Consider the following 25,334-nt stretch of genomic DNA (forward strand, 5'->3'; position numbering starts at 1 on the left):
ATTAAAGCAAAAAGTTTTCTTTAATAATGCTTAATAAATCTTGCTTCGAAGATTTAATAAGCGTTTCAATAAATTCAGCATGTTGTAATTTGCCAAATAAATTACGTAGTAATGTAAGTTGTTCTCTAGGATCAGTTACAACCAATGCAATAATTAATTCAGCATCAACAGTACCATCTTCATCAGGACGGTTAAATTTCACCGTTTTTACTGGACGAATAAAATAGATTGCTGGTTGTAGTGCGTGTTCTGCATCACAATGGGGAATTGCAACAGCATGTTGTTCTAATGCAATACCTGTTGGAAATTCTAATTCGCGTTCAAAGATTGCTTTACGGTAACTTTCTTTCACTATTCCTTGGGCAATAAAAGTATCTGCAAGGTGATTAAGAGCATCATCGGTACCCATAAATTCAATATTCGTATTAATGAATAGTTTAGTGGTCATTCTACGCCTCCATAACAACCATAAGCATAATCTGTTAGGACTTGTTGAATTTTGTCTAAAATAAGTGCGGTAGGGGTTGCTTCAATTTTTTGCTGTACGACCTTACGATATTGTTCAGGTAAATATTGACTTAATAAACCTAAAGGAATTTTCTCTTTTAATAAATTATCAATGAGTTTTTCAACTGCTGAATTAATACGTTCATTTGGCCAATAATAACGAATTCGATCTGATAAACTAAAATAGAGATCAATCATGGCTTTTGAATGTTGTTCAGAATAGTATTTACTCCAATACTTGGGGTTATCCTGCATAACTTGATCAACAATATCAAGTAGATAACTTTTCTTCTCTGGTGAAATTAATCTATCTTCAATTTTAGCTAAAGCAAATAATGCTTCACGTAAAGCAAAAGTAAGAGCTGGCCCTACTTTTAAGATAGCGAAATGATCTTTGACTAAATTTCGATAAACCGCTGGCGTTTGATAATCTGTAGAATGGGCTTCGAAAATATAAGGAGTTTGTTCAATAAAATTTGATAGTTCTTTCGCAAACTCTGGTCGGTATAAAATGACATTAGAATGATCAAACTCCACTCCAGGTTGAACGACTAAACCAATAATGCGCTTAAAAGCATCTTGTAATCCGCGTTTTTCAAAGGCTATACGATGCGTTTCAATAGTCTCTTTTGCACTTTCCACAGTCGTAACTTCAACAGTTGAAATTGTATGAGATTCTCCTCCTGGAACTGGCACTTCTGTGCCAATAATATAAGTGATGTTAGTATATTGCTGTTGAGGAAGTGAAGTTTCAATGGCTAAACATAATTCAGCCGCTCGTTCTGCGATAGCCTCTGCTGTAAGAGGAGTCGGGTCATCAAAACAGGACATTGAAGCATCTAAATGGATTTTGCTAAAACCAGCTTTAGCATATTCAACAACTAACTCTTTTGCTTTTTCCATTGCAACTGCTGCGGGTTCATTTTGCCAACAATTTGGACCCAAATGATCTCCGCCTAAGATAATGCGCTGTTTAGGAAAACCTATTTTTTCAGCAATACTGTATACAAAATTTTTGAAATCAATTGGGCGCATGCCTGTATAGCCACCAAATTGATTAACTTGGTTGGATGTTGCTTCAATGAGAACATCATTTTGCGTATTTAAATCAAAATGTAAAGCGGCCTCAATTACTAAAGGATGAGCAGAACAAATAGATGTGATACCAACTAATTCATTGGCTTTATGTCTTTTCAACAATTTTTCCATTTTTATTCCCTCTATACTTTTACTGCGCTTGCTGTTTGACTTAATACTTGATTTAGCTCATTAATATTTTTAACGCCCTCTTGTTGCAACCATTTTTCTGCATCAGCTGAACCTGTTTGTTTAAATATATCAGCCGCACCTGCCCAAGTCGCTCGTCCACATAAGACGCCATTAAAAGTTGAATTAGCTTGTTTAGCAAACTCTAATGTTTCTTGGAATAGTTTTGGCGAAACGCCAGCACTTAAAAAAATAAATGGTAGGTGAGTTGCTTTACTTTGTTGTTGAAAATATTCTTTTGCTTCAAGCTGGCTATACACATATTCTTCCCCAAATCCTTGAACAAAATTCATGTCAACTGGGACTTCTACTTTTAATACATCAACATTGAAACGGGGAGCAGAAAATATTTTCATTGCTTCATTGACTTTTCTAGGTTTCAATTTCGAAAATTCTTTTTTATCCGAAACATTAGTATCATAAGTCAGAATTTCTAGAAAGAAAGGAATTTCCTCAGCAACACATTCTGAACCAACCCGTTCTACAAAAGTCTTTTTGATATTATTGATTTCATTACTTTCATCAACATCAAAATATAAAAGCAATTTAACAGCATCTGCACCTTTGTCTTTGAGGCTTTTCACTGATACATCATCAATTAAATCAGGTAAACGCCCAACTTTATTTTTATCATATCCAGTTTTCTCATAGGCCATGATTAGGCCACAATTTGAGTCTTTTAAATCCGCAGCTTGCCATCCATATTCAGGGTCTAGTAGAATTGCTGAGGCATAAGCAGTTAGGTTTTTTGAAACTAGCCCTTTGAAAGCTTGTAATTGCTCATTTGTGGCATGTTTACCCAACATCTTTTTTAGTGCACCACGTTGATCAATTGCTAGTGCACGGAATATTCTTTCTGTCCCATATAGCTTACTAAGTCTTTGCTGTTTCATATTTACCATTGTTTTCTCCTATATGATCACCTTTCGAAATATTTCGAAATAACAATAATGCTACTTTTCTTTTTGAAAAAGAACAAAAGTTTAAATTTGAGATATTGATCACAAAATATCGAAATAATTCAAAAGAATTCGAAATTTTTAGTTATAGGCAAAAGTATAGAAATAGCAATTGAGTGTTTGAATGAGTTTTTTGATATCCTTTTGTATGTTAGAATAGCTCCAATTTTATCTGTGTGGTTTGTACTTCTTTGCCTCCATTCTGGAGCAGATTTTCATAAGGATTTCTATATGCATCCAAATAATCATGTGATGGGTAACTATGACAACATTTACACATATTAATAGTCACGGCGAAGCCAACATGGTAGATGTGTCGACCAAACAAGAAACGATTCGTGAAGCACGAGCAGAAGCTTTAGTGACGATGTCACAAGAAACATTGACTATGATTATGTCTGGTCAACATCATAAAGGTGATGTGTTTGCTACAGCACGTATTGCTGGTATTCAAGCAGCAAAGCGGACTTGGGAGTTAATTCCGCTTTGCCACCCATTATTACTGTCAAAAGTCGAAGTCACACTCACACCATTAATGGATACCCATCAAGTTCGTATTGAAAGTCTTTGTAAACTGACTGGGAAAACTGGGGTTGAAATGGAAGCATTAACAGCAGCAAGTGTTGCAGCGTTGACGATTTATGATATGTGTAAAGCTGTACAAAAAGATATTGTGATTGAACAGGTGCGTTTATTAGAAAAACGTGGTGGTAAATCAGGGCACTTTATTGCGGAATAACAGGGAAAACCGAATGTTAAAAATATTGTTTTTTGCTCAGACTAGAGAACTAATTGGCATTGATGAAATTGAGTTACCTTCAACCTTTACTACAGCAGAAGAAGTGCGGGCATATTTATCTGAAAAAGGTGAACGTTGGGCATTAGCATTGGAAAAAGAGAAATTATTAGTGGCGATTAATCAAACTTTGATGTCATTAGACAGTCAAGTTCAATCTGGTGATGAAATTGCGTTTTTCCCACCTGTCACGGGAGGTTAAATGTGTGAGATTCAAATAGCAGTGCAAGAGCAAGAGTTTGACCAAAATGCGGCTTATCACTGGTTATCTGAGCAAAGCTCGGTAGGTGCAACAGTTATTTTTGTTGGAAAAGTGCGTGATTTAAATTTAGGTGATTCTGTTTCCAGTTTATATCTTGAACATTATCCAGCCATGACTGAAAAAGCGTTAAGCGAAATTGTAGAACAGGCTAAAGCTCGTTGGGATATTCAACGCATATCTGTGATCCATCGTGTTGGACAATTACATACTGGCGATGAAATTGTATTAGTTGGGGTCAGTTCTGCACATCGAGGCGATGCGTATCAAGCCAATGAGTTCATCATGGATTTTCTGAAAAGTAGAGCGCCTTTTTGGAAAAAAGAGCAGACCGATAAAGGGGAGCGTTGGATTGAAAGTCGTGACTCTGATCAAAAAGCATTAGCACGTTGGTAACAAAATTTTGAAAAAAGAACCGCACTTTTATTGTGCGGTTCTTTATTTTATAGTCTGCAATGTTTATAGAACTTTACCAATACTTTCACAGAGATAACGAATGTTATCTTCGGTAATTCCCGCCACATTGATACGGCCAGAACGCACTGCATAAATCGCAAATTCGTCTTTTAAACGATCCATTTGTTCTGGATTCAAACCACAGAATGAGAACATACCATTTTGATCAATAATGAAGCTAAAATCACGTTGTGCACCAAATTCTTTCAATAATTCCACAAATTGACTACGCATTTGTTTAATACGATCGCGCATTTCTGCTAATTCATCAGCCCATTCTGCACGTAACTTGTCATCATTCAACACGATAGACACTGTTGCTGCACCATGAGAGGCTGGGTTAGAGTAGAGAGTACGAATAATCGTTTTCACTTGTGTTAATGCCGTTGCAGCAATAGCTTCATTTTCCGCAACTAGCGTAAATGCACCAACACGTTCGCTATATAAACCAAAGTTTTTTGAATAAGAACTGGCGACTAATAGTTCTTTATGATTTTTAGCAAAGGTACGTAAACCAAAAGCATCTTCTTCTAAACCATTAGCAAAGCCTTGGTAAGCAAAGTCAAATAATGGTAACCAACCTTTCTCCGCTGACATCTCAGCAAGTTGTTGCCATTGTGCTGGTGTTGGATCAATTCCTGTTGGGTTATGACAACAGCCATGGAATAATACGACGTCACCTTCACCTGCGTTATTTAAATCAGCAATTAAATTATCCCAATCAAGACATTTATTTTCAGCATCATAATAACGATATTCACGAATTGTCATACCAACTGCATTAAAAATGGCGTTATGATTTGGCCAAGTTGGAGTACTAATCCAAACGTTTTGTGATTTCGTTTGGCGTTTAATAAACTCTGCCGCAATACGTAATGCGCCAGTCCCCCCTAAACTTTGCACCGTTTTAGCACGACCTTGCTTAACGACATCTGAATCAGTGCCAAATAACAATTCTTTCGTACGAGCATTGAATTCTGCGACACCATCAATAGCTAAATAATTTTTGGTCATTTCAAGATCAAATAAGCGTTTTTCAGCTTCTTTGACTGCACGCATAATTGGTGTATTGCCGTGCGCATCTTTATAAACACCAATACCAAGATTGATTTTATTATCGCGCGTTTCGGCTTTAAATGATTCACCTAAGCCTAAAATAGGATCAGCAGGTGCTGCGCTAATATTTTCAAACATAATTACATCCTTAATGTTGTGTTTAGTGATCAGTGAGCTAGTTATACTGTAGGAAATCAACATTAGCAAGCTCAGTTTAAAAAGATTCAATTTTTAATTCTATTTTTTAGAAAATATATTAAAAATTAAGTTATTAATTTAATTATTTTAGTTTTTTGAGTATCCAATTTAAACCAGAATTATAATCTGTAGGAAGTTCATTACCAAGTTTTTCTAAACTCATCAGCAATACATTTTTATCGGTATGAGCTAGATTAATATGACCAACTTTACGCCCCAGACGAACTTCTTTGCCATACCAGTGCAATTGAGCAAATGGTATATTTAACCAAGCTTGATTATGTTCAGTCCCAATTAAATTTACCATGACACTTGGCGCTAGCAGGCTAAGTTCAGGCGTTGGTAAATCAAGTAAAGCTCTTAAATGTAATTCAAATTGACTTATAGTGCAGCCTAATTGCGTCCAGTGTCCGCTGTTATGAACACGAGGCGCTAGCTCATTAATCAATAGTTGATCACCAACCACAAAGCATTCCATCGCCATTACACCAATATAATCAAGTTTATGCATAATTTTACTCAACATACTTTCTGCTTGAAGCTGCTGTTGTGATTGTTGTAGGGACTGTGTATCAACGATGCTATAACGTAAAATGCCATTTTGTTGTAAATTATGCGTAACAGGGTAGAAGCGCGTTTCTCCATTTCTAAATCTCGCCCCAACAAGAGAGATTTCGTAATCAAAAGGAATAAATTTCTCAACGATCGTTTCGTCATATAACTCATCGCTAATTATCGCTTGGTTTTCATGAGTAATTATCCATTGTCCGCGTCCGTCATACCCTCCCATGCGGCGCTTTACCACAACTTTTTCACCAATATCATTAAATACGTGTTGCCATTGTGTTGGTTGTACCAATAAACACCAAGGCGAGGTAGGCAAATTCAATTCATCAAGTAATGATTTTTGCAATAAACGATCAGCTAAACGTCCAAATACACTTTGATTTACAAATTTATCATGATGACCTAACATTTCTGTTAGCGGTGTTTTTTCCCAACGTTCAATTTCTGCTGTGATGATACTGTCCTGCGGCAAATCAAATATAGGCGCATCAAAAGCAAGTGGTTGTACATCAATATCTAAAGGCGCGCCAGCATAACGTAACATTCGACCTAATTGACCATTGCCTAAAACATAAACTGTTGGATATAAAGCACTTTTTTGCATATCAAAAAACCATTTTGGAAAGAAATTAAAAATAGACAGGGCGAACATTTGTCCGCCCTCAAATTATTTATGAAATACGGGGATCTGGATTATCTAATACCATATTGGTTTGATTTTCTCTAAATTGAGTCAAACGCGCTAAAAGTGCAGAATCAAATGCAGCTAAAATTTGAGCTGCAAGTAATCCCGCATTTGCTGCACCTGCAGGACCAATGGCAAGTGTACCAACAGGAATTCCCTTAGGCATTTGCACAATTGAATATAAGCTATCTACACCACTTAACATCGAACTTTTTACTGGTACACCAAGTACGGGAACTAATGTTTTAGCTGCAATCATACCTGGTAAATGGGCAGCCCCTCCAGCACCAGCAATAATCACTTTATAGCCTTTTTCTACGGCAGTTTCTGCAAAGCTAAATAATTTATCGGGAGTTCGATGTGCAGAAACGACTTCTACATGATAAGAGACTTGTAATTCATCAAGAATCATTGTGGCTTCTTGCATGGTTGACCAATCACTTTTTGACCCCATGACAATGGCTATTTGCGCAGTGCTATTTGACATTTTATTCCTTCATTTTATTCAATAATAAAAGCGTGCGTAGAATAGCATACAATAATGAATAAGCAAACGATTGCGAAAGTTTTTATTGATTGCAACTTCCTTTAGAAAATCATATCCTAAACACATTTTTGAGTCTTAAATAAGAATAGGTTGTTATATGCAAGCCAAAGCAAAATATAGAAAAGATTATCGTAAGCCCGATTTTACTGTAACCGACATTTTTCTTGACTTCCAACTTGATCCTAAAAAAACAATTGTCACCGCAATTAGTCAATATCAACGTCTGAATCCTGAAGCAACTAAATTACGTTTAGATGGGAATAGTTTTCAATTTTCTACGCTGAAATTAAATGGTAAAGATTTTAAACAATTTGAACAAGATGGTGAAAGTTTAACTCTGGATTTAAGCCAGTTAAATACTACAGATTTTGAAGTTGAAATTGTGACAATTTTAAATCCAGAAAAAAATACATCGCTACAAGGTTTATATCAATCAGGTGATGGAATTTGTACTCAGTGTGAAGCCGAAGGGTTTCGCCAAATCACTTATATGTTAGATCGTCCAGATGTGCTTGCACGTTATACAACGAAAATTACTGCAGAGAAAAGTAAATATCCCTATTTATTATCTAATGGTAATCGTATTGCAAGTGGCGATTTAGATGATGGACGCCATTGGGTAGAGTGGAATGATCCCTTTCCAAAACCAAGTTATTTATTCGCCTTAGTAGCAGGGGATTTTGATGTATTAACAGACAGTTTTATCACCAAAAGTGGGCGTAAAGTCGCATTAGAATTGTTCGTTGATCGTGGTAATTTAGATCGTGCTGATTGGGCAATGCAAAGTCTGAAGCGCTCAATGAAATGGGACGAAGAACGCTTTGGTTTAGAGTATGATTTAGACATTTATATGATCGTCGCAGTTGATTTCTTTAATATGGGTGCAATGGAAAATAAAGGTTTAAATATTTTTAACTCTAAATTTGTATTAGCTAATCCACAAACTGCAACAGATGAGGATTATTTAGCCATTGAAAGCGTTATTGCCCATGAATATTTTCACAATTGGACTGGCAATCGTATTACTTGCCGTGATTGGTTTCAGCTCAGTTTAAAAGAAGGTTTAACAGTATTTCGTGATCAAGAATTCACTTCAGATTTATGGTCACGTTCAGGCAAACGTATTGAAGATGTGCGTTTATTACGGACTGCTCAATTTGCAGAAGATGCCAGCCCAATGGCTCATCCAATTCGCCCAGATAAAGTGATTGAAATGAACAACTTTTATACAGTCACAGTATATGAAAAAGGCGCAGAGGTCATTCGTATGCTGCATACTTTATTAGGCGAACAGTTGTTCCAAAAAGGTATGCAGCTTTATGTGGCTGAAAATGATGGTAAAGCAGCAACCTGTGAAGATTTTGTTTCTGCAATGGAACGTGCCTCAGCACTTGACTTAACCCAATTTCGCCGTTGGTATAGTCAATCAGGTACGCCAGAATTGACGATTTCCGATAATTACGATGAACAAAGTGCGGTCTATTCTTTACATGTTTCACAAACAACACCACCTACTGCAGATCAAATGGAAAAAGTAGATTTACATATTCCGCTAAAAATCGCGTTGTATGATAAAGTAGGCAAGCCATTGGTATTAAAACACCATGATAACCTAGTCAATTCTGTGCTCAATGTGACACAAAGTGAACAAACTTTTGAGTTTACAGATATTCATACTAAACCTGTGCCTGCACTGTTGGGTGATTTTTCTGCCCCCGTCAAATTGCATTATGATTATAATGCTGCACAGTTAAGCACATTATTACGTCATGCTGAAAATCATTTTGTGCGTTGGGATGTTGCACAAATGCTTTATGCGGCTGAATTACGTCGTAATTTAACTCGCCATCAACAAGGTAAACCACTTGAATTTTCGGCAGACATTCTTGCTGAGTTATATCAAATATTAGAAAGCTATCAACAGAATGTTGAATTAACGACTTTAATTTTAACTCTGCCAAAAGTAACAGAGTTTGCAGAACTTTTTAAAACAATTGATCCTGAAGGAATCACTCTTGTTCGTGATTTCATGGTTCGCACTATAGCGGACAACTTGAAGCAATCATTCTTAAAAGTGTATAACGAAATTCGTTTAGATACTTATCGTGTAACTGCGGGCGATATTGCATTACGTGGTTTGCGTAACCTTTGTGTCAGTTATTTGGCTTATACTACTGTTGGCAATAGTGTAGTGAATAAACATTATACTTACGCTAATAATATGACAGATACGTTAGCTGCATTAAGTGCCGCAACGAAAGCACAGTTACCTTGTCGTGATAGCCTGCTAGTAGATTTTGAAAATCGATGGCAGCATGATGGTCTTGTAATGGACAAATGGTTTATGCTGCAAGCCACTCGCCCAGATGAAGATGTATTATTAAAAGTTATGCAACTAATGGATCATCCAAGTTTTAACTTTAATAATCCAAATCGCGTGCGTTCACTGGTTGGGAGTTTTGCGAACCAGAACGTAAAAGCATTCCATGCTATTGATGGTTCCGGCTATCGTTTTTTAACAGATATTTTAATTCGTTTAAATGAGAGCAATCCACAAGTTGCTTCTCGTTTAATTGAACCCTTGATTCGTTTTTCCCGCTATGATGGTCAACGTCAAACCTTAATGAAACGTGCATTAGAGCGTTTAAGTGAGGTTGAGAACCTGTCGCGTGATCTTTATGAGAAAATTGAAAAAGCATTACAGTAATTGAAAAAAGTGCGGTTAAAATTTTTAAAATTTCGACCGCACTTTTTTTATTCAAAACCTATTCTGACAATTCATTTCTCTCTTATTTGACTAAAATAACCAAATTTTCCATTACTTTTTTCCGTGTAAAAGCGTATAATTTTACACATTTTCACAGTTAAACTATCCAGAGAGATAAACGAGTATGTATTCATTAGTCCGCAAGGCACTTTTTTCCCTTGATGCTGAAAAAGCACATGATCTTACTATCCAAACACTAAAAGTCATTAGTAAATCACCATTACAGCCTATTTTAAAAAAATTGTTTGCTTGCCCAACGGGTACACCCAAAACAGTCATGGGGCTTCAATTTAACAATCCAATTGGATTAGCAGCTGGTGCTGATAAAAATGGTGATGCTATTGATGGGTTTGCGGCAATGGGATTTGGCTTTATAGAAGTCGGTACAGTAACGCCACTAGCACAAGAAGGTAATCCTAAACCACGACAGTTTCGTTTAATTGAAGCGCAAGGCATTATTAATCGTAATGGATTTAATAATTATGGTATCGATTATTTAATTGAGAATGTAAAACGTGCAAAGTATGAGGGTATTTTAGGGATTAATATTGGTAAAAATTCTTTTACTTCCGTCGAAAATAGCAAAGCAGATTACTTGTTTTGTTTAAACAAAGCTTATAACTATGCTGATTACATTACTATTAATATTTCTTCACCAAACTCGCCTGGGCTGCGCCAATTACAATATGGCGATGCACTCGATGATTTATTACAAGGTATCAAATTACGCCAGAATATCTTAGCAGAGCAATATAATAAATATGTCCCTATTGCAGTAAAAATTGCACCAGATTTAACGGAAGCGGAATTAATCCAAATTGCAGATACTCTACAACGTCACCAAATGGATGCCATAATTGCAACGAATACTACAATTTCAAGAGAATATGTGAGTGGACTTAAATACGCAGAACAACAAGGTGGGTTAAGTGGTAAGCCATTACAGTATAAAAGCACGCAAATCATTGCGCGATTACAGCAAGAACTAAAAGGAAATATCCCGATTATAGGTAGTGGCGGTATTGATAGCGTGCAAACTGCTCAACGAAAAATAAGTGCAGGTGCACAATTATTACAGCTTTATTCAGGATTAATTTATCATGGACCTAATTTAATAAAGCAATTAGTGCAGCATATTCAATAATGCGTTATTGCGTGAGAAAAAATAGGTGCAATACGTTGTACTGCACCTATTCTTTTTAAACTAATCTCCAATTCGGAAACAAAATGACTAAAATTTATGATCTTCATTGTCATAGTATTGCATCAGACGGCATATTATCACCTTCACAGCTTATACAGCGTGCAGCAGAAAAAGGCGTGAATGTATTGGCATTAACCGATCATGATACGCTTGCTGGTTTAATAGAAGCCAGACAACTTGCAACTCAGTTCGATATTGAATTAATTAGTGGAGTTGAAATATCAACTTTATGGGAAAATCGTACAATTCATATTGTTGGGTTAAATTTCACAGAAAATTCAACAGAAATGACCGCTCTTTTAACTCAACAAGCTGTTATCCGCTATCAAAGAGCCATCGAAATTGGAGAAAAATTAGCAAAAATTGGTGTTGAAAATGCATTTGAAGAAGCAAGGAAACTTGCAGCAGGGGAAGTTACGCGTGCTCATTATGCGCGTCTTTTAGTCCAAACAGGTAAAGTATCTAATGAAAATCAAGCATTTAAAAAATATCTTTCACAAGGTAAATCTTGTTATGTTAAAGCACAATGGTGTGATATTCCCACTGCAATTAAAGTAATTCACCAAACTGGTGGATTAGCTGTTCTAGCACATCCATTACGTTATACTATGACAACAAAATGGTTAAAAAAATTGATTGCTGATTTTAAACAATGGGGTGGTGATGCACTTGAAGTTGCAGGTTGTGGGCAAACCAAAGATCAACGTTTACTCTTAGCACGCTGGGCAAAAGAAAATACATTGTTGTGTTCTGTTGGTTCAGATTTCCACTTTCCTTGTGGCTGGATTGAATTGGGGAAATCATTACAACTCCCTGAAGATTGTATGCCAATTTGGCACTACTTCTAAAGTGCAGTCTCCTTTCTTATGCTAGACATATCTATAAATAAGCTTGAGTAAGTGAATAAATGATGTGGAATGCCTTTAAGTAACCAAAAGAATAATACAGATTAATTTTTAAAAGGCTCATATGAGCCTTTATTATTTTGCAGAACAGAGATGCAAAGCTTGAATAAATTCAATAAATGCTTTGGTTTTGGCGGGGAGATGGCGACGATGTGGATAAACAAGATGAATATCTAATTTTTGCTGTTGATATTCAGCCAAAATCTCAACTAATTCTCCTGTACGTAATTCATTTTCAACGAAAAAGTGGGGGGTATTAATAATACCTAAACCAGATTTAGCTAATTCAGTTAGAGTCAGTCCATTATTACACACCAATTTTGAGCGCATTTTTAAACGTTGTACTTGTTTACCATTATTAAATTCCCAATAAATTTGATTACCAACGGCTTTATATAAAAGGCAATCATGGCGCTGTAAATCTTCCGGTACTTTAGGTGTACCGTATTTTGCTAAATATTTTGGCGAAGCGACAAACAATGTAGATACTGAAGCAACTCGTTTAGCGACTAATGAGCTGTCTTGTAAGTAGCCAATCCGTAATGCGACATCATAGCTTTCTGCCACTAAATCTACCATGCGATCATTAAATTCAATATCAACATGTAAATTAGGATTGTCTTTAACAAACTTAGCCAAATTGGGAGTAATAAAAAGTAATCCAAAATCACGTGGAACAGAGATACTTAAGTTACCTTGTAAAGAAGTAGATAAATTACTAATACTAGATTCTGCATCCTCCAATTCAACCAAGATAGGTTGGCAATGTTGATAATAGATAAGTCCAGCTTCAGTCGGTGAAATTTTTCGTGTTGTACGTTGTAGTAAGCGTGTTTTAAGTTGTTCTTCCAGTTGTGCGACAAGTTTACTAGCCATTGCGACAGACATATTTTGTTGTGCGGCAGCCTGTGTAAAGCTTTGTGTTTCAACGACTTTACAGAAGATAGAAATCGCATTGAGTTTATCCATTTATATACCTTTTTTAAAAAAAGAGTTGACCTGACAGCAGATAGTTAGCAATATAGCGACTATTTTATATAAGTTTGAGTAAATTAGGTAATAGAATGAGTAAATCCTTGGTTATTGTGGAGTCGCCTGCAAAAGCAAAGACTATAAATAAATATCTTGGTAGTGATTATATTGTGAAATCAAGTGTGGGTCATATTCGTGACTTACCTACTATAGGTTCAAGCAATGGTGAAAAAGCAAAACCAATTTCCACCAAAGGATTAAGTGTAGAACAAAAATTAGCTATTAAACAAGAAAAAGATCGTAATGCATTAGTCAAGCGTATGGGAATTGACCCATATCACAACTGGCAAGCAAATTATCAAATTCTTCCTGGTAAAGAAAAAGTGGTTGCTGAACTGAAATCATTGGCTAAAAAAGCAGATCATATCTATCTTGCGACTGATTTGGATAGAGAAGGAGAGGCAATTGCATGGCATCTACGCGAAGTTATTGGCGGAGATGATAAACGTTTTAGCCGTGTTGTATTTAATGAAATTACTAAAAATGCAATTAAGCAAGCGTTTGAAAAACCAGAACAACTCAATTTAGATCGTGTTAACGCACAGCAAACTCGTCGTTTTTTAGATCGTGTAGTTGGCTTTATGGTATCACCACTACTTTGGAAAAAAGTAGCCCGCGGTTTATCTGCAGGTCGAGTACAATCGGTTGCAGTAAAACTTTTAGTTGAACGTGAGCGTGAAATCAAAGCATTCCAACCCGAAGAATATTGGGAAGTTTCTGCGATTACCAATACACAAGCCAATGAACAATTACAGTTAGATGTCGTTCAATTTAAAGGTAAAAAATTTGCACCTAAAAATGCAGAGCAAGCACAAAGTGCGGTCGATTTTTTACAAAAATCAGAATATATCGTTTCTGAATTAGAAACAAAACCAACTCAATCAAAAGCCAAAGCGCCTTTTATTACCTCAACACTACAACAAACTGCAAGTACACGTTTGGGCTTTGGTGTGAAAAAAACCATGATGTTAGCTCAACGTTTATATGAAGCAGGCTATATTACGTATATGCGTACTGATTCAACTAATTTAAGCCAAGATGCATTAAATATGGTACGTAATTATATTCAAAGCAATTACGGTGAATCTTATTTACCTGCTCAACCTAATTTCTATTCTAGCAAAGATAATGCACAAGAAGCTCATGAGGCAATTCGCCCTTCTGATATCAAAATATTCGCAGATGGGTTAGTGGGAATGGAAAAAGATGCTATACGTTTATACGACTTAATTTGGCGCCAATTTGTAGCTTGTCAGATGCCAGCAGCACAATATGACAGTACAACATTAACTGTGACAGCTGGAGATTACGAATTAAAAGCGAAAGGACGTATTCTTCGTTTTGATGGGTGGACAAAAGTGTTACCAGCTATAAATAAGAGTGCAGAAGATCAAGTATTGCCAAATGTTGCGTTGAATGCAAAATTAAGTTTAGATTCTGTAATGCCAACTCAACATTTTACGAAGCCGCCTGCACGTTTTAGCGAAGCTGCTTTAGTTAAAGAATTAGAAAAACGTGGTATTGGGCGTCCATCAACTTATGCGGCAATTATTTCAACAATTCAAGAACGAGGTTATGTACGTGTAGAAAATCGTCGTTTTTATGCAGAAAAAATGGGCGAAATTGTCACAGATCGTTTAAATCAATCATTTGCTGATTTAATGAACTATGATTTTACTGCTAATATGGAAGATGTATTAGACTTGATTGCAAATGGGCAGAAGAATTGGAAAACCGAATTAAATCAATTTTTTAAGGATTTTTCTGAGACATTAACTCAAGCTGAGTTAGATGAATTAGAAGGTGGAATGAAACCGAACAGTTTAGTACCAACAGATATTGATTGCCCAACTTGTGGTCGAAAAATGGCAATTCGTACGGCAAGTACAGGAGTATTTTTAGGTTGTACAGGGTATTCATTACCAGCGAAAGAGCGTTGTAAAACGACAATAAATCTTATTCCTGAAGCTGAACTATTGAATGTGTTAGATGAAGCCTCTGAAACTAAAGCTTTAATGGAACGTCAACGTTGCCCTAAATGTGGAACAGCAATGGACAGTTACGTCATTGATCCACAACGTAAAATTCATATTTGTGGTAACAATCCAAATTGTGATGGTTATTTATTAGAGCAAGGTAGTTTTAAAATTAAAGGCTATGATGGCCCAATTATTGAGTGTGATAAATGCGGTGCTGATATGCACTTAAAACTTGGTCGCTTTGGAAAATATATGGGATGTACTAATTGTGATAATACAAGAAAAATTTTGAAAAATGGGGAAGTTGCACCACCAAAAGAAGAACCAACACATTTTCCAGAGTTAAAATGTGACAAATCAGATGCTTATTTTGTATTGCGTGATGGTGCGAGTGGTGTATTTATGTCTGCACATAATTTCCCAAAATCACGTGAAACACGTGCGCCTAAAGTCGCAGAATTGGCTCAATATCGTGATCGACTGCCTGAAAAGTTACGTTATTTAGCTGATGCACCAAAACAGGATCCAGAAGGAAATGAAGCAATTATTCGTTTTAGCCGTAAAGAAAAGCGTCAATATGTAACATCAGAAAAAAATGGCAAAGCGACTAAATGGATAGTGGATTATTTAGATGGTCATTGGATTGAACGGAAAAAATAATTGAAAATAGAAAACACTTTTAAGTTAAATTAAAGGTGTTTTTCTTTTATATGGCTAAAAAAATGAAAATTAATTTTTATTTTACCAGCAGTAAATAAGAACCTTCCTTTATGGAGAATTTTAGTAAGAGGAACTAATCATTCATTTTAATTCACCACATTTCATTAAAAAGATACCAATTCCAAACCATTTTCTATGACATGAAGATGGTTTTCTTATTCATTATTTTGGGACAGTGTCACAGATATCCAAAACATATTTAAATTTTGAAATCTAGAAGATTTTATCTAATTAATTTTTTATATTTCACGTAGCGTTATCGAATATCATCAGTTCTTTGCCAAATCCTTTCATTTTTAACAATAAACAAATGGCTTATTTATTATATTTAATAAAAGAGTAATAACAAAATACCAAAATTTTTGAGAATTTAATCCTGTTTATAAATTTCATGAAACTAATTTGCTACTAATATTAGTTAAACATATTAATAGGATAGTTTTACGTTAGAGGTTACTTGTCACAATGGCATTTAATTTAACATAATATACATTATGCGAAATTAGTGACAAAGTAAGTGGAAACTACGAGTTAATAAAATCACAGACTTATGCACAAGTCACAAATACTACTTAAGCGAGATAAAATCATAATAGAAAGCACGCTGTCACAGCAAAATTAAGCTGTTATGCACTTGTAATTATGATTTGTAAAAGAAATTTAAATATGCGCTGAATTGAAAGAAATGAAAATGAAATAGAAAATTTAACTAATTAGGTGATCTGTTTTTACTTGGCTTAAGCTTATTAAGACAACTTGGCAACGCTACGTAAAAAATAGTATGCTTTCAGTTAGAATAATGTGCAGAAATGAAGAAATATAATTTATCGACTCTTTATAAATTATATCGTCTATTTTCTTTCAGTAAGAAGTGCTATGGATATTTTTTAATTTTATGTTTTTTTTAAAATTATGTCTTCTACATTAAGCTAGTGACAATGTCACTAGCTTATCTAAATAATTTTACACTATATTCATATACTTTTTGTAATAATGCCAATTTATGTGGATTTTCATGATGTTCTTCAACTAAACGTTGTAAACTTTGTTCAAACTGTATCGCATTTTTTTCAAGTTTCTTATGGCGATATTTTTGCCATTTAAGCTGCTCTGCTCGATTTAATGTACTAAAATAATGACGTGCACGATAATGAAATAATAATTCTGGAATACGTTTATCTTTAAAGCTTAAACCATGTTCAGCAAGTTTTTCTGGCGATAATGTACGTAAAATAGCCATATTATTTTTATCGTTGTAGTCAAAAAATCCATTATATAGTTCAGTTTCAACATTATCGCTTGGATCAAATTCGCGTTCTTGATTAAAAATATCGACTACTTTGTCACGAATCAGGCTATTTGATTTTAATTTCTGTAAATTTGCTAAACAAAATGCTCTATCTATACCTAAACGCTCAGCATTTTCTGGTAATAGAACCTTAGCTGGCGCTAAAATTGGACATTTATTGATATGAACTAATTTTAATGGCACAGGCAAGATTTCTTTTTCCAAAAGTTCTGCTTTTGGTGTATATAAATTTTGGCGTAATTCAACCGCATTTTTTGTTAATAAATCATCAATATTGACTGATAAGTCGCAAACAATAACTGCATTTTGATTAGTCGGATGCCAAGCAATTGGGATAACCCAAGTCGTATTACCTCGATAATTACCCAACATACCTGACACATGTACAAGTGGCGTCATATTGGCAACATCAATCAATGCTTCAATTTCTTTTTTACCACGATTTTCAAAGAAAAATTGAAATAATTTAGGTTGTTTTTGTTTGATTAATTTTGCCATTGCAATGGTCGCATACACATCTGCCATAGCATCATGCGCATTGCTATGTTCTATGCCATTCACCTTGGTTAATTTTTCTAAACGAAACGATGGCATTCCTTCATCATCATAAGCCCAATTAATGCCATCTGGACGCAATGCATAGCAAGCACGAACTAAATCGAGTAAATCCCAACGTGAATTACCGTTTTTCCAACTATATTCATAAGGATCAATAAAATTACGATAAAAAGTATAACGTGTCATTTCATCATCATAACGAATATTGTTATACCCCATTACGCACGTATTTGGACGGCTAAATTCCTGTAGAATTTGCTGTGCAAATTCAGGTTCAGCAATCCCCTTTTCATTACATTCTTGTGGCGTAATACCAGTGACTAACACTGCTTCAGGTGCAGGTAAATAATCATTGGTTTGTTTACAATACAGCATCACTGGTTTACCAATGATATTGAAATCTATATCAGTACGAATACCAGCAAACTGTGCGGGACGATCTAAAGCTGGATTGATGCCAAAACTTTCATAATCGTAAATAAAAAAGCTGAAATCACTTGTTGTGGACATAGCAAAGCTCAATTAAAAAATAAGATTTATTTTAACATAATCGAGAAAATTGCGAAAAAAGAAACCGCACTTTTGTGCGGCGTCTTTAGGAAGTCTAATTCTAATTAATAAACTGATCTAAGTAAAATAAACAGAAAATAGCACTAATGCCAATAACTATCCCTACTCCATTGATTTTACTTATTTTTTCTTTAAATACTAATGCTCCCGTAATTGTACCCAAACAAATCACACCGATATTCATACCTGCAAAAACTAATGTTGGATTATCACTAAAACTTTGGTGTGCTTTAATATAGAAAAGGATATTCATAAAGTTTAAACCACCAAGAATAATCCCGCCAATAAAACTCGGCACAGTAAACACTTCACGTTTAATTAATAAATAACCAAACATCACACAGGCAGCCAGCACAAAGGAAATAAATAAAGTCGCTGGAAATGCGCCACCACTTTTAGCCACTTGTTTGAACAGAATATCTATAATACCGTAGCCAAACCACACTAAAATAAGCCCTATCATGCCTCTAAGGTTACTTTCTGTATCTGTTGGTTTATTTAATAAACAGAATAATGCGATAAATGCCAAAATAATCCCAAGTAAGCGAGCTTGACTTAATTGTTCACCAAAAATGAAAAAGGCAGCTACAATTGGTAAAAATAAAGATAAACGTTGTGCTGCATCAGAACGAACAATACCAGCAAATTCAACAGCTTTTGACATAATGATAAAGACTGTCGGCAATAAAATCCCCAATGCAAAAAATACTGGCGCATTTTCACTTTGTACGACAAACTCGGTGAAACCCAATCCTTTAAAATCTGGTTTTAATAAAGAATAACTTAATCCAAGTGCTACAATGTAGTTAAAGGCAATAGCCTGTTGAATTACAATATTTTGCTTACGTGCTACTTTAAGTAACACCGAAACAGCCACACTGCAAAGTACAGCGATAATCAAATTATGCATTTTTGCTTTCCTTTAAAATTGTTGAGAGGTCAGATTATAATCTTTTTACTGAATAGAGCGAAATGATTAATAAAATGTATAGATAGATTATTGCAATTCTTGTTTTAATCTACTTTTCATATTTTTATATGAGAATAATTATCAGTTGAAATATGAATTTAAAATATTTTAGAATTGACGTCGATTTTAATCAATAACTGGAGAAAATATGAAATTCAAAACATTATTCTTAGCATTACCCTTAATGGCAGCTACATTTGTTGCTCAGGCAGACAATCCAGCAATAAAAACAGTAAAAAGTGAATATAGTGCAATCGAAACTGTCGAAAAAATTAAAAGTGCAGTAACTGAAAAAGGCATGAAAATCTTTACTGTCATTGATCATCAAGCTGCAGCAAAAGAAGCAGGATTAACTATGCCATTTGCAAGTGTCGTTGTCTTTGGTATGCCTAAAGTTGGTACTCCAATTATGTTAGCCACACCGACTATGGCAATTGATCTACCAATTAAAGCTTTAGTTTGGGAAGATAAACAAGGTGATGTTTTTGTCACGTTAAATGATACAGAGACCGTAGGCAAAAAACATGGTCTAAGCGAAGAAGTGTATAGCAAATTAAAAGGAGCTGAAAAACTCATTCCAAGCGTTGTAACTAAAAAGTAATTAATTTTTCTTACCATTGAAACAAAAGTGCGGTCAAAATTTTGAAAGTTTTGACCGCACTTTCTCTATGTTTTACTACTCTGTCGCGCCAAAACTACGTAAACCGACTACATGAACATGTTCTTGGCTACCTGCAATTTTGCGCACTAGTTTATAGGTAGTCCCCTTTTCAGGACTAATATTTTCAGGCGCTGCAATTAGAAGTTGCATATCTAGACGTTCGCACAATTCAAACAAGGTTGAAATAGATTTCGCATCTAAACGCGCAGCCTCGTCTAAGAATAATAGGCGACAAGGGATAATATCTTTACCACGAATACGGCACGATTCTTCTTCCCAGCTTTGTACAACCATTAATAGGATAGACATACCTGTACCTATGGCTTCACCCGTGGATAACGCGCCACTTTCTGCGCGTAACCAACCATCAGCACCGCGATACACTTCGACTTCAAGATCAAGATAATTACGATAATCAAGTAATTCTTCACCAATAGTTTGTGCAGTACGTTGCCCCATATCAATATGTGGATTTAAGCGTTGGTACAGTTTGGCAATGGCTTCTGAGAAGGTCATACGATTATCAGTAAACAGATCTTGATATTCATCTTGGCTACCAGATAACGCATCTAACAACATAGCGTGGGTATCACGGATATTGACCACTAAACGTACAGATTTCACCTGACCAAAAGCAATATTCTGTAAGCCTTGATTTAACATACGAATTCGATTTTGCTCACGCTGAATCGTCTTACGCATAATGTTTGCCACACTTTCAGAACTAATGGCTAATTTTTGTTCTCGACGTGTCAGCTCATCAGTTAAACGAGAAAGCTCAATTTCCATTTGTTCAATCGCATCAATTGGGTCATCTGTTTTAATAATGTCTTGACGAATACGCTCACGTAAATGTTGATACACTGCGATAAAGAAGCGCACTTTATTCTCAGGTTTGCGATTATCTTCTGACAAACGCAAGCTATCACGTAAATATTCATTATCTGCAACCGCAGTACGCAATGCGCCCAAAGCTTTATCTGACATTGAGCGCAATTCATCCGCAGATAAATACGCAAACTCACGACGAGTTAAGCGTTTTTCTACATCGCTACCACGTGATAAACGCATCACCACACACCAACTGACTTTTGCCGCCACCACTAATTCACGTTGTGTTTTGTAATCTCGTTCTGCTTTACGAATACGTGCACTCAAACTATTTGCTTCACTTTCAATAAGAGTGAGTTGTTTTTCGACTTGTGCGCGACGTGTACGATTAGTTGATAGTAATTGATGCAATTCATCACGACGCTGCCTTGCTCGCTCTTCTGCGCCATCATCAGCTCGAACACCGAGCTCACCCACTTCTTGGAGCAATTCTTGCAACATTTGGTTTTTATTATTAAACGATGTTTGTAGCTCAATATACACACGGTTGTAATTGCTAAACTGCGCTTGTTTTTGACGGAGCTGCTCACGTTGGAGATCACGTTGCTGCTGCATTTCTTCTAGTCTTGCACGTAATTGTTCATTTAATTCAGAGGTTTCTGACTGAACACGTTCCTCATAAGCAAAATGTGCTTTACGTTGAACTACATCAGCTAAAGCAAATAAACGCTGTTGCACCTGCTTTTGTTGAGAAATTGCTTGCTCATAATCCGTTTTTAAGCGCTCGTAATTTTCTGGATCACTTTGTAGAGTATTTGCAACAGGCTCCAAGTGTGACAATGTCACGCCATACTGACGAATAAATAACTCATCTTGCTCTGCAATGTCTAACTGCTCACGGCATTCTTCAATACGATCAAGTAAACTTTCATCTGCTAAAAGCGCTAATTGTGGCAGAATTTTATTCAACAATTGGACTTTTTCTTTTGCATTATCTAATTGAATCCGAAGTTGTTGCTCTGTTGTCGCAAAACCATTTAGCTCACGTTCAATATCATTACGCTGTTGGCTGATCTCAGCCATAAGTACTTCAGGATTTGGTTGGAATGCAAGCGCTAAGTGTAAACCGACAAATTGACTGAAATGTTCATGTAAACGTTGACATTTTTGCACATCAAATGCACGCTGCGCATACTGCTCTGCGATTTCATCACGTTGAACTTGTAATTCTTCTAAATATTTTTCACGTGCTGCGCGTCCAAATAATGGAATGTCAGGGAATTTTGAGTAACGTAATTCACGCTCTGACACTTGCACGACGACACCATGTGCCAATTCTTGTGCGGAAAGTACACTATCATCAAAAGCAGCAGGATCACCTTCAATTAAATATAAATCATCAGGACAATCTTCAAGCTGTTCTAACTGGCTTTTAACAATCGCTAAATCACGTACGACAATTGCGTGGCGTGCAGGTCCATACAATGCAGAGAAATAAGGCGCATCTTCAATAGGCACATCATCGTAAAGTTCTGACAGTAATACCCCACCAAAACGTTCTGCTAATACATTTAAGCGTGCATCTTCTGAGCCATCAGGTTGATTTAGACGTGAAATTTGTGTTTCTAACTGCTGACGCTTTTGTTCTAGCTGATCACGTTCAATCGTAAATTCACGCTCTTTCACTAATTGTGCTTGCATGAAGTTCATGACATCTTGGCTATCTACAAAATGTTGCCCACTTTGTTCCCGTAAACGTTCTAAAGCAGATTGTGCAGTTAACCAAGCTGGCGCTTTTTGTGCGTTTTCATTATAAAGTGCGGTCAATTGCTCACGTTTTTGACGGAGTGTTGAACGTTGCTCTACTTGTTCGGATAACTCAACACTGACATCGTCAAGTAAAGCTTCTTGTTCCGCATAATATTCTTCTAATTCTTCCGCACTTTCTAAGTTCAGCGCCGCTCGTTGATTAAAATCTTTTAATAAACGCACCGCACTTTGTTGTTGGGCATAACGTTGTTCAAGTTCATGTAATTTCGCTCGCAATTGAGGTGTTTGTTGAGCTTGTACCTTTTGGCGTGGATATTCACGCAATAATTCTTTGGCTTGCTCAAACGCAGCAGAACGTGGAATATCGCCAACCACTTTACATACTAATTGATAGGCTTTATCAAATTGAGTTTTAGCCGCCTCAGAAATTGACATTTTCTGTTCTAATTCAAGCACTTTTTCAGTCAAACTTTCGGCATGAGCGTCAAATTCATCATGATAAGCCTCAATATTTTTTACACTTAACTCTGCTAAGCCACACAATGTTTTCGCTTTTTCTAACGCTTGAATTGCTTGTTGGTACTGTAAGGCGCGAGTTTGTTGAGCATCTAGTGCTTGTTGATAATCTGCAAGTTGTGCACGCAGTTGATCCACTTCATGTTCTGTTTGCTCAACTTGTGCTTGCGTTTCTTCAAGTTGTTCTGTTGCTGTTTCAACTACTATTTTTTGTTCTTCTAAACGTTCTGTAATTTCCGCAACGTCTTCTTGATAACGTGAAATTTTTTCTTGATGACGTAACGCATTTAATACTAAATTCAAGTGGTCAACTGCACTTTGATGATCAATTTCCAGTGTTCTTTCACTTTCTAGTAAATCAGCTGATTCTCGACTTAATTCAATTAAACGTTGTTGTGAAAGATGTTGTTCTGCTTTCGCACGATACCAATCTTGACGAAAACCTACCGCACTTTCAATGTTCCCACGGCGTTCATTGGCATTGCGCATATAATCTGATGCCACATAATTCGTAGTTTCTGTAATCAAATGTTTGAATAAATCACGATCAGATTGAGTGACTTTAATTGCTTCTAAAGTCATACGGTTTTCACGTAACGCGCTTTCCATATCCTGAAATGCTTTACGTACACCTAAGTTTTCAGGCAATAAATAATCACGTAAAGAACGCGTAATTGCACTTGAGATTCCCCCATAGAGTGAAGCCTCAATCAATTTATAAAACTTGCTACGATCAGAAGAAGAACGAAGGCGTTTTGGGATAATGCCCAAATCAAACATCATGCCATGATAATCGGTAATAGAATGATATTGTTTGAACTGTGCGCCAGCTTGTTCAATTTTCTCTTTTAATTCATTTAATGAAAGCACACGCGCTTGGCGCTCACCAACAATTTCAGTAAAAACAGCGGTTGGATTTTGTGCTAGTGATAAACCTTGAATTGAGAAAGTTTTAATATCAACTTTCTTATCACGACCAGCCACTTGTTGTAGTCTGGCACCAACAATGATACGTTGATTACGTGAGTTAATGGTGTCTAATGCAGCGTAACACACCCCTGGACGCAATTTACCATGTAAACCTTTATCACGCGATCCACTAGTTGCTCCCGCTTCTGTGGTATTACGAAAATGTAAAAGCGTTAAATCAGGAATAAGTGCAGTAACAAATCCTGCCATTGTAGTTGATTTACCCGCACCATTCCCTCCTGAAAGCGTAGTCACGAGTTCATCTAAGTCAAATGTGCGTGCGAAAAAGCCATTCCAGTTAATCAAAGTTAATGAGCGGAATTTACCACGCGGTACATTATGTGGTTGGAGAGAGAGAGTTTGAGGGACAATAGTTTCCGCTTGTTCAATGTTTTCAAGTGCTAATTCTTCAGACATTATGCTTGTTCCTCATCATCTAATTCATCTTCAATTTCATCATTTTCCAATCCTGCATTAGCCTGTTTTTCTAGCACTAGTGATTCAGGTGTTGCGGCTTCTCCATCACGGATTAAACGTAACTGTGCTTCACGAGGATCATCACCAGAACGTACTTCCGCGCCAAAACGAAATACCGACTCAGAAATCGTGAATTTGCCACTATTTTGCTCACCTATAATATGAATCATACCTAAACGACGTAAACGATTAAGTGCAGCACGTACTTTCTCAGCTAATTTTTGTTTATCTAAATCAGAACCTGATGAACGTTGATTAACTGCTTTTAGTAGCTTATTTTCATCTGCCAAATTAAGTAATTCATCATATACTTCTTGCATAGAGAAAATGCCTTGCTGTGCTAAACGCTCAGGACTTAAATAGAGATAACACAGGACTTTTCCCACTAACATTTCCAGTTCTGTTAATACTGAACGTGCAATTAAGGTTGTTGCTTTAGGACGTAAATAGAAAAAACCTTCTGGTGCACGAATTAACTCGACATTATAACGGCGATAGAAATTATCAAGCTCACCTTGAAAATCCATGAGAAATGCATGGTTATCTAATTGATCAAGACTAATATGTCTACCAGCACGCAACTGACTATCCACAGCAGGAAATAATGGATTTGCAATCGCCGCAGCGAGTTTAGTTGAAATGAGATCTTGAAGATTGTCTGTCATTGTTTGTTCTCTATTTTGACTCTATCTAAATGAATAATTAGCAAGCGCTTTTTGATTTCCTTAATCGTAAGCAAACTGCTTTTAAATTCGGTTTTTTATCTATTTGAGGATAATTTCCAGTATTTTTTAATTCCT

The 25,334-nt window shown here is 36.0% G+C and carries 19 protein-coding genes; 8 read left to right on the forward strand and 11 right to left on the reverse strand.

What is annotated here, in order from left to right; translation table 11 throughout:
- Window position 1: 1 nt before the first annotated feature.
- Genes gatA through ACFSAV_RS04775 form a run of 3 tightly spaced genes read right to left on the reverse strand, consistent with a single transcriptional unit; the run spans window position 2 to window position 2,675 of the window.
- Window positions 2-448, reverse strand: coding sequence for a PTS galactitol transporter subunit IIA (gene gatA / locus ACFSAV_RS04765; protein WP_101775054.1), 447 nt, complete (start codon window positions 446-448; stop codon window positions 2-4).
- Window positions 445-1,716, reverse strand: a complete 1,272-nt coding sequence (gene gatZ, locus ACFSAV_RS04770; protein WP_101775053.1) for a tagatose-bisphosphate aldolase subunit GatZ — start codon at window positions 1,714-1,716, stop codon at window positions 445-447. Before gatZ ends, gatA begins: the two co-directional genes overlap by 4 nt.
- Window positions 1,717-1,727: 11 nt before the next feature.
- Complete coding sequence (locus tag ACFSAV_RS04775) at window positions 1,728-2,675, reverse strand: tagatose 1,6-diphosphate aldolase (RefSeq protein WP_379096823.1); 948 nt, start codon at window positions 2,673-2,675, stop codon at window positions 1,728-1,730.
- Window positions 2,676-2,994: 319 nt separating this feature from the next.
- On the opposite strand from ACFSAV_RS04775, the gene moaC reads away from it, so the two are divergent.
- From moaC to moaE, 3 genes are read left to right on the forward strand one after another with little or no spacing between them, the layout of a single operon-like run.
- Window positions 2,995-3,471, forward strand: a complete 477-nt coding sequence (gene moaC, locus ACFSAV_RS04780; protein WP_379096826.1) for a cyclic pyranopterin monophosphate synthase MoaC — start codon at window positions 2,995-2,997, stop codon at window positions 3,469-3,471.
- Between the two features lie 13 nt (window positions 3,472-3,484).
- Entirely contained in the window at window positions 3,485-3,730 is a 246-nt protein-coding gene (gene moaD / locus ACFSAV_RS04785; protein ID WP_101775050.1) for a molybdopterin synthase sulfur carrier subunit, read from the forward strand.
- The gene (gene moaE, locus ACFSAV_RS04790) at window positions 3,731-4,183 is read left to right on the forward strand and encodes a molybdopterin synthase catalytic subunit MoaE (protein ID WP_379096829.1); all 453 of its coding nucleotides are present in this window, start codon (window positions 3,731-3,733) and stop codon (window positions 4,181-4,183) included.
- 63 nt (window positions 4,184-4,246) lie between these two features.
- On the opposite strand, the gene ACFSAV_RS04795 is transcribed toward moaE, so the two are convergent.
- The 3 genes from ACFSAV_RS04795 to purE form a co-directional block, all read right to left on the reverse strand.
- Window positions 4,247-5,437, reverse strand: coding sequence for an amino acid aminotransferase (locus tag ACFSAV_RS04795; protein ID WP_379096832.1), 1,191 nt, complete (start codon window positions 5,435-5,437; stop codon window positions 4,247-4,249).
- Window positions 5,438-5,579: 142 nt separating this feature from the next.
- Entirely contained in the window at window positions 5,580-6,668 is a 1,089-nt protein-coding gene (gene purK / locus ACFSAV_RS04800) for a 5-(carboxyamino)imidazole ribonucleotide synthase (protein WP_379096835.1), read from the reverse strand.
- A gap of 67 nt (window positions 6,669-6,735) precedes the next feature.
- Window positions 6,736-7,236 carry a 5-(carboxyamino)imidazole ribonucleotide mutase gene (gene purE, locus ACFSAV_RS04805; RefSeq protein WP_379096839.1) on the reverse strand — a complete coding sequence of 167 codons (501 nt, stop codon included), beginning with the start codon at window positions 7,234-7,236 and terminating at the stop codon, window positions 6,736-6,738.
- A 157-nt stretch (window positions 7,237-7,393) separates the two neighbouring features.
- Here purE and pepN point away from each other — a divergent pair, with 157 nt between their 5' ends.
- The 3 genes from pepN to rnm all read left to right on the forward strand — a co-directional run bounded on the left by pepN (window position 7,394) and on the right by rnm (window position 12,115).
- Window positions 7,394-10,003, forward strand: a complete 2,610-nt coding sequence (pepN, locus tag ACFSAV_RS04810; protein WP_379096846.1) for an aminopeptidase N — start codon at window positions 7,394-7,396, stop codon at window positions 10,001-10,003.
- Between the two features lie 184 nt (window positions 10,004-10,187).
- Complete coding sequence (pyrD, locus tag ACFSAV_RS04815; RefSeq protein WP_379096851.1) at window positions 10,188-11,207, forward strand: quinone-dependent dihydroorotate dehydrogenase; 1,020 nt, start codon at window positions 10,188-10,190, stop codon at window positions 11,205-11,207.
- Window positions 11,208-11,290: 83 nt separating this feature from the next.
- Window positions 11,291-12,115: an RNase RNM gene (gene rnm / locus ACFSAV_RS04820; RefSeq protein WP_379096854.1), complete on the forward strand. Its 825-nt coding sequence runs from the start codon at window positions 11,291-11,293 to the stop codon at window positions 12,113-12,115.
- Between the two features lie 132 nt (window positions 12,116-12,247).
- Here rnm and ACFSAV_RS04825 read toward each other — a convergent pair whose 3' ends face one another.
- A complete protein-coding gene (locus ACFSAV_RS04825; protein WP_101775043.1) occupies window positions 12,248-13,141 on the reverse strand; it encodes a LysR family transcriptional regulator in 894 nt (297 codons plus the stop codon).
- A gap of 95 nt (window positions 13,142-13,236) precedes the next feature.
- On the opposite strand from ACFSAV_RS04825, the gene topA reads away from it, so the two are divergent.
- Entirely contained in the window at window positions 13,237-15,843 is a 2,607-nt protein-coding gene (gene topA, locus ACFSAV_RS04830) for a type I DNA topoisomerase (RefSeq protein WP_379096858.1), read from the forward strand.
- Between the two features lie 1,009 nt (window positions 15,844-16,852).
- Here topA and sbcB read toward each other — a convergent pair.
- Entirely contained in the window at window positions 16,853-18,280 is a 1,428-nt protein-coding gene (sbcB, locus tag ACFSAV_RS04835; RefSeq protein WP_379096861.1) for an exodeoxyribonuclease I, read from the reverse strand.
- Window positions 18,281-18,380: 100 nt separating this feature from the next.
- Window positions 18,381-19,250 (reverse strand): EamA/RhaT family transporter, encoded by an 870-nt coding sequence (locus ACFSAV_RS04840; protein WP_379096864.1) that lies wholly within the window; start codon window positions 19,248-19,250, stop codon window positions 18,381-18,383.
- 208 nt (window positions 19,251-19,458) lie between these two features.
- Here ACFSAV_RS04840 and ACFSAV_RS04845 point away from each other — a divergent pair, with 208 nt between their 5' ends.
- A complete protein-coding gene (locus ACFSAV_RS04845; RefSeq protein ID WP_379096867.1) occupies window positions 19,459-19,911 on the forward strand; it encodes a DUF302 domain-containing protein in 453 nt (150 codons plus the stop codon).
- A 75-nt stretch (window positions 19,912-19,986) separates the two neighbouring features.
- On the opposite strand, the gene mukB is transcribed toward ACFSAV_RS04845, so the two are convergent.
- Window positions 19,987-24,474, reverse strand: a complete 4,488-nt coding sequence (gene mukB, locus ACFSAV_RS04850) for a chromosome partition protein MukB (protein WP_379096870.1) — start codon at window positions 24,472-24,474, stop codon at window positions 19,987-19,989.
- Window positions 24,474-25,199 (reverse strand): chromosome partition protein MukE, encoded by a 726-nt coding sequence (gene mukE, locus ACFSAV_RS04855; RefSeq protein ID WP_379096873.1) that lies wholly within the window; start codon window positions 25,197-25,199, stop codon window positions 24,474-24,476. Before mukE ends, mukB begins: the two co-directional genes overlap by 1 nt.
- Window positions 25,200-25,334 lie beyond the last annotated feature (135 nt).

The sequence above is a fragment of the Pasteurella oralis genome (genome assembly GCF_042681465.1).
In the GTDB taxonomy this organism is placed as follows: domain Bacteria; phylum Pseudomonadota; class Gammaproteobacteria; order Enterobacterales; family Pasteurellaceae; genus Pasteurella; species Pasteurella oralis.